The 17,873-nt window shown below is 37.1% G+C and carries 17 protein-coding genes; all 17 read right to left on the bottom strand.

What is annotated here, in order from left to right; translation table 11 throughout:
* Positions 1–142: 142 nt before the first annotated feature.
* The 17 genes from PZE06_RS06845 to PZE06_RS06765 all read right to left on the bottom strand — a co-directional run bounded on the left by PZE06_RS06845 (position 143) and on the right by PZE06_RS06765 (position 17,837).
* The gene (locus tag PZE06_RS06845) at positions 143–697 is read right to left on the bottom strand and encodes a TVP38/TMEM64 family protein (RefSeq protein WP_225310618.1); all 555 of its coding nucleotides are present in this window, start codon (positions 695–697) and stop codon (positions 143–145) included.
* Between the two features lie 130 nt (positions 698–827).
* Positions 828–2,765, bottom strand: a complete 1,938-nt coding sequence (locus tag PZE06_RS06840; RefSeq protein WP_150914908.1) for a TniQ family protein — start codon at positions 2,763–2,765, stop codon at positions 828–830.
* Between the two features lie 181 nt (positions 2,766–2,946).
* A complete protein-coding gene (locus PZE06_RS06835) occupies positions 2,947–4,140 on the bottom strand; it encodes a PDZ domain-containing protein (RefSeq protein WP_150914907.1) in 1,194 nt (397 codons plus the stop codon).
* 206 nt (positions 4,141–4,346) lie between these two features.
* Positions 4,347–5,072: a hypothetical protein gene (locus tag PZE06_RS06830; RefSeq protein WP_137744502.1), complete on the bottom strand. Its 726-nt coding sequence runs from the start codon at positions 5,070–5,072 to the stop codon at positions 4,347–4,349.
* An 11-nt stretch (positions 5,073–5,083) separates the two neighbouring features.
* Complete coding sequence (locus PZE06_RS06825; RefSeq protein ID WP_150914906.1) at positions 5,084–5,869, bottom strand: hypothetical protein; 786 nt, start codon at positions 5,867–5,869, stop codon at positions 5,084–5,086.
* Between the two features lie 138 nt (positions 5,870–6,007).
* Complete coding sequence (locus PZE06_RS06820) at positions 6,008–7,318, bottom strand: hypothetical protein (protein ID WP_150914905.1); 1,311 nt, start codon at positions 7,316–7,318, stop codon at positions 6,008–6,010.
* Between the two features lie 42 nt (positions 7,319–7,360).
* Positions 7,361–8,014 carry a pilus assembly protein TadG-related protein gene (locus PZE06_RS06815; RefSeq protein ID WP_150914904.1) on the bottom strand — a complete coding sequence of 218 codons (654 nt, stop codon included), beginning with the start codon at positions 8,012–8,014 and terminating at the stop codon, positions 7,361–7,363.
* Entirely contained in the window at positions 8,011–8,403 is a 393-nt protein-coding gene (locus PZE06_RS06810; RefSeq protein ID WP_095314689.1) for a TadE/TadG family type IV pilus assembly protein, read from the bottom strand. The genes PZE06_RS06815 and PZE06_RS06810 overlap by 4 nt, the downstream gene beginning before the upstream one ends.
* Before the next feature lie 51 nt (positions 8,404–8,454).
* Entirely contained in the window at positions 8,455–9,891 is a 1,437-nt protein-coding gene (locus tag PZE06_RS06805; RefSeq protein WP_150914903.1) for a vWA domain-containing protein, read from the bottom strand.
* A gap of 54 nt (positions 9,892–9,945) precedes the next feature.
* Positions 9,946–10,149, bottom strand: a complete 204-nt coding sequence (locus PZE06_RS06800) for a hypothetical protein (protein ID WP_137744507.1) — start codon at positions 10,147–10,149, stop codon at positions 9,946–9,948.
* Positions 10,150–10,203: 54 nt separating this feature from the next.
* Positions 10,204–11,139 (bottom strand): type II secretion system F family protein, encoded by a 936-nt coding sequence (locus PZE06_RS06795; protein WP_150914902.1) that lies wholly within the window; start codon positions 11,137–11,139, stop codon positions 10,204–10,206.
* Positions 11,140–11,143: 4 nt separating this feature from the next.
* Positions 11,144–12,070, bottom strand: a complete 927-nt coding sequence (locus PZE06_RS29840) for a type II secretion system F family protein (protein WP_150914901.1) — start codon at positions 12,068–12,070, stop codon at positions 11,144–11,146.
* On the bottom strand, positions 12,048–13,424 hold the full coding sequence (locus tag PZE06_RS06785) for a TadA family conjugal transfer-associated ATPase (RefSeq protein WP_150914900.1): 1,377 nt from the start codon (positions 13,422–13,424) through the stop codon (positions 12,048–12,050). Before PZE06_RS06785 ends, PZE06_RS29840 begins: the two co-directional genes overlap by 23 nt.
* Positions 13,425–13,474: 50 nt before the next feature.
* Positions 13,475–14,698 (bottom strand): CpaE/TadZ family protein, encoded by a 1,224-nt coding sequence (locus PZE06_RS06780; protein ID WP_225310619.1) that lies wholly within the window; start codon positions 14,696–14,698, stop codon positions 13,475–13,477.
* A 265-nt stretch (positions 14,699–14,963) separates the two neighbouring features.
* Entirely contained in the window at positions 14,964–15,770 is an 807-nt protein-coding gene (gene cpaB, locus PZE06_RS06775) for a Flp pilus assembly protein CpaB (RefSeq protein WP_150914899.1), read from the bottom strand.
* Positions 15,771–16,834: 1,064 nt separating this feature from the next.
* On the bottom strand, positions 16,835–17,203 hold the full coding sequence (locus tag PZE06_RS06770; RefSeq protein ID WP_150914898.1) for a Na-translocating system protein MpsC family protein: 369 nt from the start codon (positions 17,201–17,203) through the stop codon (positions 16,835–16,837).
* Positions 17,204–17,336: 133 nt separating this feature from the next.
* The gene (locus PZE06_RS06765) at positions 17,337–17,837 is read right to left on the bottom strand and encodes a carbonic anhydrase (protein WP_150914897.1); all 501 of its coding nucleotides are present in this window, start codon (positions 17,835–17,837) and stop codon (positions 17,337–17,339) included.
* Positions 17,838–17,873: the final 36 nt, after the last annotated feature.

Genomic DNA, 17,873 nt, shown 5'->3' with positions numbered 1-17,873 from the left:
TTTTACACAATTATTCTCGCAAGAATATGTGCAGATTCAGTTGAGAAATAATAAAAAATTTTAATAAGATGCTCGTTATGAAAAGAAAGGTTTTCATTCCCTCTTTTAGTCATTCTTCAATCTTTTGAATCCTCCATTCCCTCTACTTTAAATACTTTTTTATAATATAAATGATAAAAATAATGAGAGAAGTCATAATTAAGAACGCTTTTTCATTAGTGGAAGCTTCCAACACTTGGTTTACTGAGTAGGCTTCAATGATGAGTGAAGGTAGCTTTCCTAAAGAGCTTCCTGCAATGAAAGTAAGGAGTGTAGTCCTACTTATTGCTGATGCTAGGTTAACCATTCCAGAAGGAACAAAAGGAAGAATTCTAAGCATTACAATCATGTAAAAAGTATCCCAGCCCTTTGTATTTTGAAGTTTTACCAACCACTTATTTTTGTTTAAAGTTTTTAAATTTATGGTTTGAATTCCCTTTCGATACAACCAAAAGCTAACGATTGCTCCCATTAATTCACCGATATACGATATGACTAAACCTGTATGAAATCCAAAAACGGTAATATTAGCAGCCGTTATAAATACACTTGGGATAATTCCTGCTATACTGATTAAAATATTAAGCATGATACTTACAACTATGGCTAAGGGGCCAATTGATAATAATATATCAATCATTAAAGATTCACTGTTCATCCTCAAAACTCCATTTATAGCCGATCCCCAAATAATGGTCAGCCTTTACCATCTGGTTTATGAATATACTGATTTACTTATCTGTGATTTAAAAAATGCCCCTTAATTTTAACGGAGGCATCTTCCTTCACTACTTATTTATAAGTGTAATTTTTTTGAACCCTATTGCTTCTAGGTAACTATCTATTTTAAATTTATCGTATAAGTATTGTTTTCCACCGTCTATCCTGGGACCAGTTAAAGCAACAATATTTTTACTTAATAATTTTTGATATAAGCTACCTGAGTTTGTATTCAATTCTTTAGCAACAATCGACAATGGTATGTAAGTGTTAATAAAGCTATCAAACTCTTGCCTTTTTGATTTAAATTCCTCTGTATTTCCAACTTCATAACTAAGAAACCCTTTTTTCATCCAATCAGCAATATTCTCTCTTTTAACTCCTAATGTTTTTACCATTTCTATCATTAGTATATATTCTTTATCTGCATATGCTCGAAGTTTTAAAAAATATTCCCTTATATCTTCTCTTAGAAACTCATATTGGTTTAAACCATTTCCCTTTCCTAATCTAACAGGTCTAATATGATTGTTTATGATTCCCTGCACAAGTTCTCCTATACCAAACTTATAACTACCAGCTGTTTGTAGTGCGATACGGAAAGTGATTATCTCTTTTTCAACATTTTCGTTATTAAAAGTTAAAGTTTTTTTGTCTATCTCCTCTAACAGTCCATAGACAGTTTCTTTAGAAAATCGCCAATGGGGATATCCATCTAATTGAGGTCCCCTGAATGCTTCAATACACTTATACCTTTGAAGTATATGAACACTCCTATCATAAATATCAAGAATTTCACTTGTTTCCTGCGTAGATATTGTATTTTCCATTTTCTCTTTATGCCTCTCTACACTTTCCTTTTCTACTAATATCAATGTTGCTTGTCCCCGTTTTTTTATCACTCCACGAAAAACACCTTTATTTATATAATCTTTAACTATATCAGCAGATATTCCGTATATTTCATAAACCTCTTTTGCAGAGATATACTTTTTATTCAAGTTTTTAGACGATGAGCTCTTTAATACCGCAATATAGCCACCATCCCAATTTTTAGCGAGGTAATCATCAAACTCTTCTAGTATAAATCTTGTATTCGTTCTATTTAAGTGTCTGTAAATCGAAGTATAAAAATACCCAAAATGATTTTCAATTGAGGTATCACCCTCTACCTTCAGTGAAGATTCGTGGATATTATCAAGGAGTTTCAAAAAATTTATTGGCCACTTTTTAAATATCACAGAAACTTCTGAAAATAACCTATGAACCTCTTCATTATTCAGAGATTTGCCGATGTATTTATTTCTCAATTTCCAGTTACTACTTTTTTTTAGGAACCAAGAAAAAAACACTAGAACCTCATATAAATCAAAGAAACCCAAATTTATTAATGGATTACCATTAGATAGACTTAATCTTTTTGGAGCCTTATTATAAAATAAAGAGCTAATTAATGTTTCTGGAATGGATACACGCCTCGTAGGGATTTCTGTTAATAATTGTCCACAAGAACATTCTAAAATCTTTGTACGAGACCAAGAAATTTCCTTTTTACAACTATTACAATGATCAACCAGAATCTTTTTATGTTTAATACATACCGTCACTGGTACCAAATCCCATGCCTTCCTGTGATATGCTTCCTCTGCTAAACAATTAGGGCATATTTTTGTTTTTGTAGTATGTATTGCTTCTCGATGTATTGGTTGATTATTAAATTGAAAAGGGTAGGTGTAGTCAACGTTACTAGTTGCAAAGGATAATTTTTGTATATTATCAATAGAACAGTTAATTAATTCGCATAGGTTATTCATATTCACTTTTAACGGGCTTAAAAGGTTTCCATTACTACTTCTCCCTTTTACAGTTTCCCAAAGATCAGACATTATATATATATGACTTATCTTTTCGTAAAAGTTTCTTTCTGTTAACCTCAATATATAGCCCGCTAGACTTTCATCATTAAACGGCTTCGGGCAAATTAATAAAGTTTTTTTATTTGCCATAAACCCTTCCTCCAAATAAAAACACCCATATACCTTTTTAATATTTGATAAATAAACACATAACGTCTTAAAGCTTTACCTTCAAGACGTTAAAAATAAAATCAATAATATTCTAATTTATTATGAAAAATCATTCTAACTTATTATGAAACGATTCTAACTAATTATGAAAAATCACACATTACCCTACCTCTGTTCCCCACTTTTTCTCGTCCTGGACGAAGAGAATGCCTAGCTCGTGGTGGTCACCTTCGTATAGTGCCCGTTGGACGAAGCGTATTTGCTCTTGTGCATCAAGTACTTCCAGTTTGCAATGGGCACGATTTCGCTGCAAGGCCGTGTAGAATCCTGTCTCATCGTGAACGAGACTTCCATTCACTTTGAGCACAAGTTCACCGACCTGCAGCCCCATTTTACTTGCAGGCGATTCGGGGAGAATACCTAATATCATCAAGCCATTGTTACGTTTGGAAAAATAAAACGGCAAACTATCGTCGGTTATGCGATGTCTTAAGGCAATAAATTCCCTTCCTAGGATAGCTAACGACACCGTAACGATCGCTAAAATTGGGAGCCAATAGCTTCCGATTGCCATGAGAACCAAGAGAAGGCCTAAAGCTATCACTTTTTTCCCGACAGCTTGGACAGCTTTTATCGGGAGAATGCCCTGGATCCGTTGATGAAATCCTATTGTAAATGGAACGAGGAGCAATGAAAAGCTTTCTGATCCGATTGAAAAAACTGGCCACCATTCGAATTGGGCTTGTAAAGATGAGCCCGGGATTATCAAAAAGACAGGAATCATCCACAAACGCTTGACTTCATGTATTCCAACACGCTGTCCTCTTTTGCTAATGGTAAGCTTAGGAGAGGTTCCTTTTTTGCCGTTCATGAATATCAAGATGCCCTCACCAATGACAAGAAGCGCCAAAAGAATGGCGATAGACGGATAAATTTTCTCCTCTAATTGGAGAAACGCATTCTGAAACAGTGGTACTGACCACTTTTCTCCCCCTGCAAAAATGGTGAGGAAGAAAGCAAAACCAATCGTAAAGACAGGTGATAATAGTCGAGGATTCATGGCAATGCTTAATACCAAAGTAAGAAGTGCCACAAAAATAATCGTTGCAAATGGAATCGCTAATCCAACCCCAATCATGACGACAGAAATTCCAAGTCCAATGACGATTCCTAATGGTAGGAGCTGTCTCAGCTCAAAATAGGCATTCTCCGCTCTAACACTGAAGTTTTTTCGTTCTCTTTTAACTCGTGATACACCCAATACGGCTGCTAAAAAGAAACTGTAATAAAAAATCGGATGGAGAAAAAGTTTAAATGTACCCTTTAAAAATTCCATGAGCCAATCTAGTCCCACATCTGCCACCTACCTTTGTTCTAAATCTATTAAAATGATCCATTCATCTACTATAATGTAAAATGAGTTTCAACTTTTATTTTACCAAATGTTAGGGAGATAAGGCACCTGTTATATGAGGAAAGCAGCGATTTTTTAAAAGTGAGAGCATTCTACATTAAAAACAGGCAATAAAAAACCCTTAAAGGAGGTTCCTTCAAGGGAAGTTATTGATATTGTTTTAACTGTTGAAAATAGGCATCTTCATGGACAAGATCTGCTTCTCCATTCCAATCAAGATAAAGCTTTGCGACTGTGAAGACGAAGACGGGAAGCAAAAACATATTCAAGACCATTAATGCCCAGTTTGTAATGGCCATCAGCCCCGTTAAACCAATCGCTAAATAGGTTAATAAAAATGAAGCAAGAAAATCAACCGCAGCAAAAAGAAGTAGCAGTCCGCAAATATTCATAAAATGCTCTTTCCCAAACGCAATAGATTTTTTCAAAACTCCCTTTAAAGAGTCATCCTCTGTCACTTTCACAAATGGCATTCCCATCGAAAAGATTAACAAGACGAGCCCAGGAATAATTAATAGAAAAAAACCGATCGTCGTTAAGATAGACACAGGAATACTAATTACATATAAAAAGAAAGAATATCGCAGCATATCAACATATATTTTTCCTGTATTCACCTTTTGCGTTCTTGTCTCTTGGACTACTAAACTAATCAGTGGGATTAAAATTAAAAAAAGACTCATGATCATAAAAATGCCTTGAAACAAATTACTCCAAAGGGGGATATTAAAAAAAGCAAGCGGAAGAGAAACAAAATTCACGACAATCGTATAAATAAGTTGAATCGGTAAAATAATCGTCAATCCTATTAATAGGACGCGCCAAAAATTCCTTTTATAAATCGCTAAAGCTTCCTTAATTGATGCTAGCATTTCGTATCCTCCTACCTTGGGTTTCGAAGCTGTTTCCATACTTGTTCAGCATTTTCGTGCTTTTCAAGAGGAAGATCTTTCCCAAGTACCATTTTTCCTGTCTCTTCTGCTTCTCTAATATTTTCTGGTGTGTTTTTCATCATGTTTTTTTGATATTTTTTTAAGTTTAGATATAAACCTAAACCAATAGACCATTTATTCGAAGAAACATAATTCCAAATGATCTCTCTTTCTTTTTCTGTACGTAATTGAATTTCATTTTGTCGATAAGCAGCTCGCGATAGATCAACAATACACTGTCTCATATCAATTTGATCCTGCTCTGTAGCAAGCTCTTCATGATTAGTTCGATCCCAAATCTCAGTCGCCTTTTGCACAGTCATCTCGATATTGGACTGCTCCTCTAAAATCCTCTCCGCTGTCATTACATATGAATTGTATGAACTATTTAAATCTGTTGGTAATTTTTTCTTTAGATCTTTCAATATGTTTAATAATTGCTCATAATTTTTTCTTTTATCAGATTTCACCCACTTGCCACCCACAGCAATAAGAGATTCAATTGAAATATTGTAGTTATTAAAAATTAGAGCTTCTCTTTTTATCTCATGGAAATACGGGACAGTACCATCCTCTTTCATGATCAGTTGTTCCTTGGCAGGCGCAAACGTAAAATAATAATAATATTCACCATTGACTTGAAATTTTGATGGAAAGACGTCTGGCTTTTCATTTTGTTTATAAAAATTTTTTAGAGATGTACGAATATGTTCTGGAATATTCCCCATATTAAGCATGTTTGTTGCCTCCATTAAAAACTTCTATTCTTTGAATGTCTTATCATTTTTCTTTCAGTGGAGGATTTCTCAATCCCCCACCTATTTGTACTCATAAACCAAGCATAACAAACCTGCTTTTAGATAGTAAGCATCCTATTACCCAAACCAGCCTGCAATTTTCTTAAACCCAGATTTCACGACATCTACTCCGCCTTTTACAACATTACCTACTGCTTTTGCAGTATTAGCAATACCATTTCCTACTGCTTTGACAGCTTTAACAACTGTATCCTTATGTTTCACAATCTTTGCTCCTGCCCAAAGTACTCCACCAGCAATCGCAACGCCTGCCGCAATTGGCGCTCCAACTCCTGTTGCAGATAAGACGACTGCCCCAGACATGAGGGTTTCGCCAAGACTAGCAAAACCGTCTACAGTATCTCCATTGGCAAAATTCATGATCGTTTCTGCTCCTGAAATACCCGTACTAATTGCAGCCATCCACGGGGCAGCTTTTCCTGCAATACCTGTCCCCATATCAAAAGGCTTTGTTATTTTTGAGAAAAATGAACCTGAACCAAGAGCTGCACCGCTAAAGCTGCCACCTGTAGTTGTTGCAGTATTCCAAATGGATTTAATATCCGTCCAAGAGTTAAAAAACCCGCTTATGTGCTTAGCGTTGTCTACTCCTGACCATATATCTAATCCTAACTTACCAAGGCCCCCGTATAATGTGTTCCCATCAAACATATTTCCTAGCTGATTTTTTATGAGACTCTTCGCTACACTTTTACTTAAATTCTCCTCATAGCGATTCCAATCAATATCAATTAAAGTATGTTTATCGAGTCCCTTTATAGCTGGAAAGATCATGCTGTTCGTGATAAATTTAAGCCCTTGGTATGCCGGATCATCACTAAATGGATACTTTTTCGTACCCTCGGAGCTTGAATCCCCTTGATTCTGATCCGTTTCACCACTACCGGTTGTTGGAGCATTCGTGTCATAAGATGGATTTTCTATAGTAGATGGATTCGTTGTGGATGGTGTGGGATTTCTGTTTTGGCCGTCAGGGTTTGTTCCAGGCGTTCCCTCTGTGAAATTTCCTGGCGTTGTTTGACCCGGAGTGTATTGCCCCGGTGTCGCTCCTTCACCTGGCACGAAATCGCCTGGATTAAACTCACCTGGACTAAAGGTTCCTGGTTGAAAATCGCCCGGAGCAAATTCTCCTGGGCTAAATTCTCCTGGTTGAAAATCACCTGGGGTAAACTCGCCTGGCGAGAAATTACCGGGAGTAAAATTCCCAGGGGTAAAATTTCCGGGTGTAAAGTTACCCGGAGAGAAGTTTCCAGGTTTAAAATTCCCTTCGGCAAATGTAATAATAGGAAAGAAACTCATAAAAACAACCATAACTGCCATAAACACAGCAGTAATTCTGTTTATCCAAACTTTTGTCTTTCTTTTCATCCGCTCCATCCACTCCTTTCTTAGAAAGCTATGATTGAACTCTTACCATCCAGATACCTCAATAAACGAAATAACCGGACCTTTTCCCCTCTGCGGAATATCGCTTTCTCCGCCAAACTGAATGCCATCATGATTAACAGCTTCAAATTTTGTTTTCGCTATTACTTCAATACGGTTTTCATCATATAAGAAGTTCCAGTCAAAATCGGTCACCTCACCAGAGTTCTCTGCAATCGTATTTCTTATCACGGATGGAATAGAATATTTTGCAGAATCTATTGCAGCAGAAATTTTAGCTGGCAAATCCTCATCATCTGGAATTTCCTTGCTTAAGACATCATTGACCGCTTTAATATAAGCCTCATTATTTGAAAGCCATGGATTGGAAGCTTTAATCGCAGACTCTTTGTCACGCACCTTATCAATGAGCGGCTCGTATTTGAAAATTTCAACACCATCTTCATCAATGCCAATCAGCACTTTTTTTTCATGATGTTTCACAACGCTATCAATTTTTTCATACACAACGCTCGTTGCTGCTATACTGGCATGCTCTGCCGCAATCGACGCCTGCTCTTTCTTTGTAAAAACCATGGCAATATTAAGCACTAGAATTAACATGATCCCCACAATCGCAAAACTGAAAATCGTTAAAATAACGCCACTGCCCCGTTCATTGTCCAAGTACTTCTTCATTCAATTACCCTTCCTGAAGCAGAATGAGTCAGTTCCACGGACGCAACATTTCTCCACTCTTTTGGAACAAAAACAAGTCCATGTTTCAATTTTACTTCTGCGGTAAACTCTTTACCTGAATGTGGGGGAACATGAAACTGTTCAAATGTCATAATATCACTGTGCCCAATTATATTCTCCGCCACCTCTTTTGCTTCGAATTCATTTTTGGTTACAGCGTATATTTTCGCTGCTTCATTAACTGCTGATTGAGCTTGCATAATTGTAATGCCTGAAGCAACAGCCTGCCAAAGTAATAGCATAAAGAAAAGGTAATAGGGCATCACCATGATAAATTCTAATGTTGCAGACCCTTTTTCCTCCTGAATTTTCTTTCGTAACTGGAGCATTCTTCCACCCCTTAATTTCAACGCCTTTTCTCTCTTTGAAAAAGTACAAACCTATTGATCGGTATTTTCTACATTGTTTCTATATATTTCATTAATCTCTTTTTCTGCATCCTCGAAATTTTTCTCAGCTAATGCACGTAAGTCCTCACGTATTTGATCACCGATTTCTATTCCTGTACTAAATCTTTGATCTACTTTTTCAATCAACTGCTGATATGCATCTCTGCTTATATGGCCTTCATCCCGCAATTTAATTAATGGCTTTGAAAAATTTAAGTTTTCACGACGGTTCGCTTCCATCCATTCAATATGGTAGGCTGGGATATTCTTTAAAAATTGATCCAATCTGTTCGAATTGGCTGTATTGATGGATTTTTCCTTCCATTCTTTCCACTTGTCAGCGACGTCCTTCGCCTTTTGGAGCTGTTGTTTTAACTCCTCCGCATTTCTTGCATTCTCGTAAATTCCCTTAGCTGCTTCAGCCACTTCCTTTAGTTGCTGCTGTCCTTTTGAATCGACATCAAATCCGATGACGTTAACAATAGGCTGAATATTTGATCCCGCAAGCTCTTTTGCTTTAGCGATTGGATCCCCATTACAGGTTTCGATCCCGTCGCTAACCAAATAAATAATATTTGTATTGCTTTCACTGTTATACTGAGATAAATCATTTTTTGCTTGCTCAATCGCATCTGCCAACGGTGTCCAACCGGCAGGATTAACCCCGCTCAATGCTTGTTGAAGAGCGTTTTGTTCATATGCTTGCATATCATATATAAGTTCATTGCTGCTGCAGGAAAGCTCTTTATCCTTCTCTTTCTCTGTTCCCTTATGTCCGTAAACGCGGAGTGCGATGTTTGCTCCTTCAGGTAGCGAAGCAGCAAATTCTGTAATGGAGTCTTTAGCGATATCCATCATTGTTTTCCCATCCATTTCATTCCCCATACTGCCACTTGCATCAAGAATGATTTGTACATTCAGTTGCTCTTTAAAATGAAAACGCTCATCTTCGAGCTCTGGACTTCCGAACGATTCAATCTTTACTTCATCAAGGGCATCGGCAGGATTAGGGTAGTCCTCATGAAGAAGGGAAAGCGTTTTGCGCCAATATAATTCAATTTCTTCCTCTGTTGGTTCTTCACCAATTTTTGGTAGCTCCCTAAATAAACTAACAACTTCCTCCTGTTCTTCCGTTGGCAAATCAGCATATAGTTTTCCAGCATACAGCCCTGGTTCAGCGTTGATATATTCCTCGGCAGTTGTGGATGGTTCAGGAAGTTCAGCAATAAGTTCCTGTATACTAACAGCTTGCCCTTCCGTTTTTTCTTGTTGCACTTCATCACCATTCTCCGGTGCATCTGATTCTTTTTTCTCACTGCAAGCAGCTAGAACATTGATTCCCAAAAGAAGAATAATGGCTAATACATAGCTTTTTATTTGCATAAAAAATGTACACTCCTCAAAAAATGATAGTGGCAATTGAACCATTCAATTACCACCACCTTAGGTGTCTACTAAATAATATGTACTTCAAGTACATCTTTACAGGCTGTTTTGGACCTTCTCAATAATTTTATCAACAAGACCCTTTAGACCATCGCCATCTTTAAATGCAGCCCCCAGTAATGCAGCAATTGTGACAACAACTGCAGCAACTGCAACCCACTCAAGTGTTTGTGCACCTCTTTCATTTTGAAGAAGCCCTTTGCACTTCACATACATTTCAATACATTTCTTTTTGAACATTTGCCTTTCACCTCCTTTCAAGTGGATTCTCTTACTCTTTTATTCTGTTAATTTTTACTTAAACATGTTTAGTAAACTGTCATCACCAGTGAACATATTTAAAATAAGCAGGCCACCGATCAAAATCATCACGGTCGGCATGACAATAAATGATGTAATCATGGTGATTTTCGGAGAGGCCTTTGCCGCCATTTCCTTAATTTTCTCTTTCTTCATTTGCCGCATCTCGTTTGCTTGTATTTTGAATGTTGTAGCGACTGGAACTCCCAGCTTAGAGCCCTGAATTAATGATTTAATTAATGACTGAAAAGCGAGGTTATCATTTCGCTCTAGCATCCTCCTATACGCCTGCTCCCTCGGAACTCCAAGGTCGATTTCTTGATTAAACCTTGAAAATTCTTCACCTATTGGTCCTCGAAAATATGGAACAATTTCTCTTAATGCTTGATCCAAACCAAGGCCGGCTTGAAGCGTGACACTGACCGTATCAAGGAAGTCTGGTAAAGAGAAACCAAGCTCATCCTGCCTTTTTGTCGCTTTTCCCTTCAGCCAAAAAATCGTTGCAAAATAACCAATCAGAGGCAAGAAAAGAATTAAAAATTGCGCGAATGGGAAGCCAATAATCATTAACAATACTCCCATTACAAAGCCTACAAGCATCATAAATATTTTTAACCCCTGAAAACGTTCAACCGTTAAAGCGTATGGATACCCTGCTTGTATCAACCATCTTTCTACTTCATGAGATTCACTGAAAAAGTTAATTCTATTTCCTAATGCAGAAAAATCATCGGCATAATAAAAGGTCTTTTCTAAAATTTTTTCTTTTCTCGTTTTCCCGCTCTTCATATCAAAGCGGTTGACCATCACATTTTCATGAACATGCTGTTTTAATTCTTGTTTTTCAGTCAAGTAATCATAGAAATACTTGAGGCCGGCTGCTAGTAGAAAAAAACTAATGACCACACTTATTAAAATCATTCCATCCATATCATTACACCCTTATATCCGTTACTTTCTTTACTAAAAAGAAAGATAATAACGTCCCAATCACAAATAAACCGAGAAGAATAATACCAATTCCTGAAAACAGCGGATCTAAAAACCCGTCTACTAGATTATTCATAATGAGCAATAAAAATATTGGTAAAACAGGTACGATATAAGCGATATATCGCTGCTCAGCAGTCATCGTTTTGATCTCTTGCAAAAGCAGTTTTCTTTCTTCCAATGTTTGCCCCATTTCATCTAGAACCGCATGCATATTTCCACCCGCCTGCTTTTGAATCAAGAGCGAGGCAATAAATAGTTTAAACTCTCTGGATGGAATTCTTTTTTCTAAATTTTTTAACGCCCGATTAAAATCAACACCAAGTTGAAGTTCTCCGTATAATCTTCGGAATTCGTCTTTTGCTGGTTCATTTAATTCTTGAGCGCAAATTCCGATTCCTTGTGTTAACGTCATGCCGGATCGAGTAGAATTGGCAAGAATCCGACAAATTTCCGGCAATTGCTCATTCATTCTCTCTTGGAATTTATTTTTTCGAATCAAAAACAGGCCCCTTCTTACCATTTCCATTAGAACGATTGAAATAATAAGATTAATGGGAAATTTGATGGAGAAGAAACTGTTGAGCAATAGGGCGGTTACACTGACACCTAAAAGTAAGATTCCATAAAATTCTGACGGCATCAATTGGATATTAGCCCGTTTTAACTGGAGATTCGTTTTCTTCCCATACTTGGTTTCATCGAACTTATCACCTAGAATCAAAATAAAACTTTTTCTCGTATTCCTACTGCCAAACCACTTGCTTACTCTGTTTCCCCATTCTTTTTTAGAAGCACGATAACCTAAGAGATTGTAGGCGCTCCATAACGCAAATAGAACCGCTAAACTATAAAGAATAGATATAATCACTATTCTTCACCTCTTCCTCTGCTTGGAAAATGGATTCATCAATGGCAGCTCCAAACACTTGTAATCGCTCTAAACATTGCGGGACAATTCCTGTTGGTGTAAAGTAACCTAGCACTTTTCCATCTGAATCTATTCCCGTACGTTTAAAACGAAATATTTCTTGGATTTCGGCCTCGCCATTCGGTCTCTTGACAACCTCTGAAATGGATATAAGCTTTCTCTGTCCATCAGGCAAACGGGTTCCTTGAATAATTAAATCTAGCGCCCCAACGATGTATTCACGAATAACCTTTGAAGGCAAATCCATCCCTGCCATCACAACCATCCCCTCTACACGTTTCAATGCATCGAGCGGAGAATTGGCATGGACCGTCGTAAGAGAACCTTCATGTCCAGTGTTCATCGCCTGTAGCATGTCAAATGCCTCTGCACCGCGCACCTCTCCTACAATAATTCGATCGGGCCGCATTCTAAGAGCGTTTCGAACCAATTGTCTGATCGTGATTTCACCAGTTCCCTCAACATTCGGTGGTCTTGCTTCCATGCCAACCACATTTGGTCGACCAAGCTTTAGCTCTGCTGAGTCCTCGATTGTAATAACCCGTTCGCCGCTTGGAATTGCCCTTGCTAACGCATTTAATAACGTCGTTTTCCCACTACCAGTTCCCCCAGAAATCAGGACGCTCATTTTGGCAAAAACGGCTGCTTGGATGAATTGTGCCATCGCTTCATTTAATGAGCCAAAGTCAAGGAGATCACTCATTTGATAAGGGTCTGCTCTAAATTTCCGTATTGAAATCAGCGTTCCATTCAAACTGACAGGTGGAATAACGGCATTGACACGACTCCCATCAGGAAGCCTAGCATCCACCATCGGAGAACTTTCATCGACACGCCTCCCCAACGGGGCTACAACCCGATCAATAATATGTCTAACATGGGCTTCATCGCGAAATTGAATTCCTGTTAGCTGCAGCTGCCCCTTTTTCTCAATGTACACTTGGTTGTGGCCATTAATGAGAATCTCAGTAATTTCATCATCCTGAAGCAGCGGCTCTAATGGACCTAAGCCAACAGACTCATCAATTAGTCGGGTTAGAAGAATTTCCTTATCGCGTCTGGAAATAATCACTTTTTCCTCTGACATAAATTGACTGATCATTCGTTCGATCGCAAGTCTCATTTCTCCTTGCGTCAAACTTGTCAACTGTTCAAGATTCGTTTCACGGAGTAATCTTGTTTTATAATGTTCAAGTAGCTCATCGACATAATGACTATCGTAAGAAGAATAATGAACTTGACCTTCTTTACTTGCATTCTCAATTTTTTTCTCTGAACGGTTAAATAATGACATAAGAGGGCCTCCTCCTTTCTCGCTCTTCTCGCATTCATCTCCATACCTGTTTATTTAAGAATCGTCAGTGTCCACTTGCGAATATCCTTTGCGAGCGGGATTAGCTTTTTCTCTTTTGGCACCTTTCTTAACGGTTCTCCTTTATTAATAAAGGATTGGACCCCTTTAATATCCCTTCTTATTTCCGCAACTACTGGAACTCCAATAAAGTTTTTTAAGTCACTAGGAGTAAGCTCGTTTTCTCTCCCCTTCTCATTGACGACAATGTGCAGCCGTCCATCCGTATCCATTCCTAATCGATTGAATAGATCCTCCACATGCTTAAATACTTTAAAGGAAGGTGTGTCGAGATTCATAACATAGAAAATTTTATCTGCCTCTTCTAACGCTACATATGTATTGGTGTTCATATTCGAAGGAAGATCGACGATAACGAAGTCATAGCTTCTTCTACAAGCTCTCAACAACTTTGTAAAAAAATCATCATTCAACCCTTCAGCCACTTCAGCATCTCGTGGACTTAGTAATATTTCCATTTTCGAATTGGGCTCTTTTTCACTGACATTGCGAATATGGTTTTCATTTAGTTCATTGATAACGGGTTTTAAATCAGCAAGCGAACGATTGCTTTCAAGCCCAAGATACATTTCTGCCCCGCCAAATTGTAAATTCATATCAATATATAAAACTTGTGATGTTGATTCTAATTTAAGTGTTTGGGCAAAGGTGCTTGAAATTAGTGTTGAACCACTGCCACCTTTTCCACTGTAAAAGGAAAAAATCTGGCCTCTCCCCCTCCGAAGACCTCCTTGATGTGGTACTAAGTTCCCTTCAATCGTGGCGCTTTGTTCTTTTGCAATTAGAAGAATCCTCTCGATTCTGTCACTAAATTGCCCCATCTCGTCGGGAAGAATAAAGAAATCCGTTGCTCCCGCTCTCGACGCATCACGAAGCAAAAGAAAATCCTGCTCTTTTGCAATAAAAACGATAATAATATTTGGATACTCACCGTGTATATATTGAACTAGCTCAATCCCTGATTCATCATCTGGATTGACTAATAGAACGACATCCGGAGATAAACGATCGATTTCCTTCTTCACCTCAGAAGGAGCAGCCTGAGTTAAATTAGGATACATTTGTAATGCTTGTTGAATAATCTGCTCACTTATTTGTTTATCATCGCTAACAAGCAGAATACTGCTTTCCGTACCCATATCCAGTACCTCCAACATATAATCAAATTTCTTTTTAAGTGGCATTTGCTCTCTCATCTTGTTGATCTCACTTTTATCCTTTAATTATGCATCGCTACAAAGCGATAAAACCCTAGGATAAGGATCACCCACTCCCCATTTGATAGAATCATCAGGAGCATCAAATTCTCAAAATGATTTTCTGACAAAGCCTAGTATATAAAAAACGAACATTTGTATTTTATTTTCTTAAACAAAGGATCATGACAAAATATTTTTAAGATTCTAATCATGAAAATTTCATACTTTAACTAAAACATGCTAAAATCCACTCAATTAATCGTTACTCTTCTGTTTTTCCATTTTCACTCTTCTGCGGGGCTTCTTTTCCTGTTTCTTTATCTGCCTTATTTTCCGTTGCAGGCTTCTTCTCTGTATTCGCCTGCTCACTTGTTTCTCCCTGCTGCTGTGCAGGCTGTTCATTTTTTGTTTCTGCCTGCTTTTCAACAGTCTCTCCACTTACTTCTTCCGCTTTATCTTCCTGTCCCACATTCGCCTTTAAAACTCTTATACTATCAGCATAATTTTGCATATGAATTAATTTAGGAGCGTCTTCCTTCGAAACCTCCAAGGCTACTCCTCTAAACTCAGATTTTGTTTTATCCACTCGAAATACATGTACATCGGTCATATAAATCTCTGTTTTCGGTTGACCATCGAATTGTTGCGAAACAATAATATCAACACGATCCAGATCTTCTAGCTCCTGGTCAAAAGAGACTCTTTCATTTGCAAAAAGTGCGACCAATCGATGATTAGGATCCCCAACCTCTGAAAATGGCTTTAATAGATTGGTTGTAATCATATCCCCTTCAAATAATGGCACTATCGCTACTTTATTCGTTATCTCCCTCGGGTCTGTTACATGGGTATCTGTAACGAACTTATTAGGAAGGTCAATCGTTTCCACCATCTCCGGTGTAATAATTGTTCTTGAATTTATATCACTTTTAGCAACGAAAACCTTTGTGGTTCCACCTAAGTTAGCATTCAATTCATTTACTTTTTGTAGAAACATAAATCCAGCTATCGCTGCAAGTATTAATGAAATCGAAATGAATATGATAGCTCTTCTTTTTGACTCTAACATCCAATACCTCTCTCCTACATTTTGAATAAACTGATGTATAATGATACTTTTTCACTTGGAATTTTTCCGAAATATTTCCTGATTGCCTATATATTTACTACCACCCGTTCACATTTTCGTCAAACTTTCTTCAGCATCCCAAAGATACCTTTAGTTAAAATAGTCCTACGAAAATTTTGAATTCAAAATTTCTAAAAGGTATAAAGAAGGGGGAATATTTAGGAAAAAAGTACAGGTCGTTTTTCATTGCAACTAGACATTTGGTAATTCTTTTTGTGTTTTGTTACAAATGTTAAAATTTTTAGTTCTTTTATACGATTTTTCTAAATTATTCCGTTATACTATATTTATTTTCCATATCCTTGAAATCTATGGATATATATGGATATAATTAGGTGTTATTTTGCTATATTTTTAAAGTTTTTGGAAAGTTGCTGAGAAAATATGAATAGAGAATGGGAATAGGTTTATATGAGTAATTAGTGGTGAGGAGAAGAGGTTCTCAAAATCTTGTCATTATAGTCTAAAGTCCCGCACAAGCTCTCGCAACCATGAGGCAAATTTAATCATTTCCTCTAAAGGAGCAATCGGTGCGCTTTTCACAATAATAACTGCTATATGCGGCAACGACTTACAATCAATCCATTCCGAGCATTATCCATACAGAACGCCAAATCCTTCATATTAAATGAATGGACCAGCAAGTAAATAAACGAAAAAACTAAGGTTTATGTTGATTTTTTGCTCATTGCGTTTGGGTAGGAAAAAATAAGCCAAAAAACATTTTATCTAAAGCATTGTTCACAAAAGTGTATTAAAAAGACCATAGACAAATTCGAAAAATCGAGTATGTCCATGGTCAAAAGGAAAATTATTCGTTGTTATATTAGTGCTATAACCTTTAAATGCTTTTACATTAGTCAATTTCATAATTGACTTCAAGTAAATAAACGAACATCAATCAACTCTTTTAGGATTTTAATTCGTAAAATTCCGGATATAAATGATTTCAAACTTAATATTGCTCGTTTTTTTAATAAGCAGCTTTACCTTGTGAATTCGATTCACATAAATAAACTTTTCTCAAGATCATTATATAATTTAAATACCATTACTCGTTCACCGGTACGAGAGCTTATATCTGTATGAAAACTTTTCACTTTTTCTCCAGTTATCGTTAAAATTATTTTCTTAAGATCTTCAACACCAGATTCAACTAGTTCTGAACGAGTTTTCTTGATCGTTAATAATCCTTCTTTTGTTTCACAAACGGTATATTCTGCTGGTGTTAAAACTCCTTGCAAGTTAACAATAATCATATCGCGTAATATATCTGTTTTCACAGATAGAGAGCCGCGTCCAAGAAAGTCCTTCTCCCATTGTGTGATGGCCTTGCTTATCTCGGATTCGTAAGAACCTTTCGTCTTTTTCATATTTAAAACATCTCCTATAAAGTGAAAAAATAATTTCAATTAAGCACTCGTCGCAACGGTATATGAACTTATTACAGTCAATGGCCTCTGCATGGACCATCCCATTTTAGCATTTCCACGCTCCACTGCAAATTCATGCTGTTATCTGAGGCGAGACTTCCACAATTGAAGGTTTCCCATTCTCATGATCAATAATTAAACCGCGGACCTTAACATTTGATGGCACTAACGGATGGTGATAAATGATATTCACACATTTTTCAATCCGATCGCGACCATTTTCATTTAACCATTCATGAACCGTTTCCCCTGAAAATTCCGGTTTGCTATGTTGAAAAAGGTAATCCAAAGTTTGAATTTTATCTTTCATTGAATCAAGCTCGATAAGAACATCTGCGGATACAGCTTCATTATTTTCCGTGCCTACGACATAAATCTCCTCTATTTTTTCCTGATAAATCGCGATGATAATCGACCTCATTATATCTCCATAAGGATTTGAAATGACCGGACCATAGCATTGAATCGTCAGCATGTTTTCCGGCAGAATATTCGTTGTTTCCTGCAGAAGTGAGTGCCAGTCGCATTCAATATCTGTCAGAAATAACGCTTTTTGAGCTTGCTCTAAATTCATAGCATTCGCTCCTTTCCATATATGGATTATTTTTTG

Origin of the sequence: Robertmurraya sp. DFI.2.37, assembly GCF_029211245.1 — a bacterium.
Taxonomy (GTDB): domain Bacteria; phylum Bacillota; class Bacilli; order Bacillales; family Cytobacillaceae; genus Robertmurraya; species Robertmurraya methanolica_A.
Note: the sequence above shows the minus strand (reverse complement) of the source record. Positions and strands in the feature narration are given on the sequence as shown.

Coding starts and splice junctions, on each gene's coding strand:
- PZE06_RS06845 (WP_225310618.1), bottom strand. CDS start 697: ATGAACAGTGAATCTTTAATGATTGATATATTATTATCAATTGGCCCC.
- PZE06_RS06840 (WP_150914908.1), bottom strand. CDS start 2,765: ATGGCAAATAAAAAAACTTTATTAATTTGCCCGAAGCCGTTTAATGAT.
- PZE06_RS06830 (WP_137744502.1), bottom strand. CDS start 5,072: ATGCTAGCATCAATTAAGGAAGCTTTAGCGATTTATAAAAGGAATTTT.
- PZE06_RS06825 (WP_150914906.1), bottom strand. CDS start 5,869: ATGCTTAATATGGGGAATATTCCAGAACATATTCGTACATCTCTAAAA.
- PZE06_RS06820 (WP_150914905.1), bottom strand. CDS start 7,318: ATGAAAAGAAAGACAAAAGTTTGGATAAACAGAATTACTGCTGTGTTT.
- PZE06_RS06815 (WP_150914904.1), bottom strand. CDS start 8,014: ATGAAGAAGTACTTGGACAATGAACGGGGCAGTGGCGTTATTTTAACG.
- PZE06_RS06810 (WP_095314689.1), bottom strand. CDS start 8,403: ATGCTCCAGTTACGAAAGAAAATTCAGGAGGAAAAAGGGTCTGCAACA.
- PZE06_RS06805 (WP_150914903.1), bottom strand. CDS start 9,891: ATGGTTCAATTGCCACTATCATTTTTTGAGGAGTGTACATTTTTTATG.
- PZE06_RS06800 (WP_137744507.1), bottom strand. CDS start 10,149: ATGTTCAAAAAGAAATGTATTGAAATGTATGTGAAGTGCAAAGGGCTT.
- PZE06_RS06795 (WP_150914902.1), bottom strand. CDS start 11,139: ATGGATGGAATGATTTTAATAAGTGTGGTCATTAGTTTTTTTCTACTA.
- PZE06_RS06785 (WP_150914900.1), bottom strand. CDS start 13,424: ATGTCATTATTTAACCGTTCAGAGAAAAAAATTGAGAATGCAAGTAAA.
- PZE06_RS06780 (WP_225310619.1), bottom strand. CDS start 14,698: ATGAGAGAGCAAATGCCACTTAAAAAGAAATTTGATTATATGTTGGAG.
- cpaB (WP_150914899.1), bottom strand. CDS start 15,770: ATGTTAGAGTCAAAAAGAAGAGCTATCATATTCATTTCGATTTCATTA.
- PZE06_RS06770 (WP_150914898.1), bottom strand. CDS start 17,203: ATGAAAAAGACGAAAGGTTCTTACGAATCCGAGATAAGCAAGGCCATC.
- PZE06_RS06765 (WP_150914897.1), bottom strand. CDS start 17,837: ATGAATTTAGAGCAAGCTCAAAAAGCGTTATTTCTGACAGATATTGAA.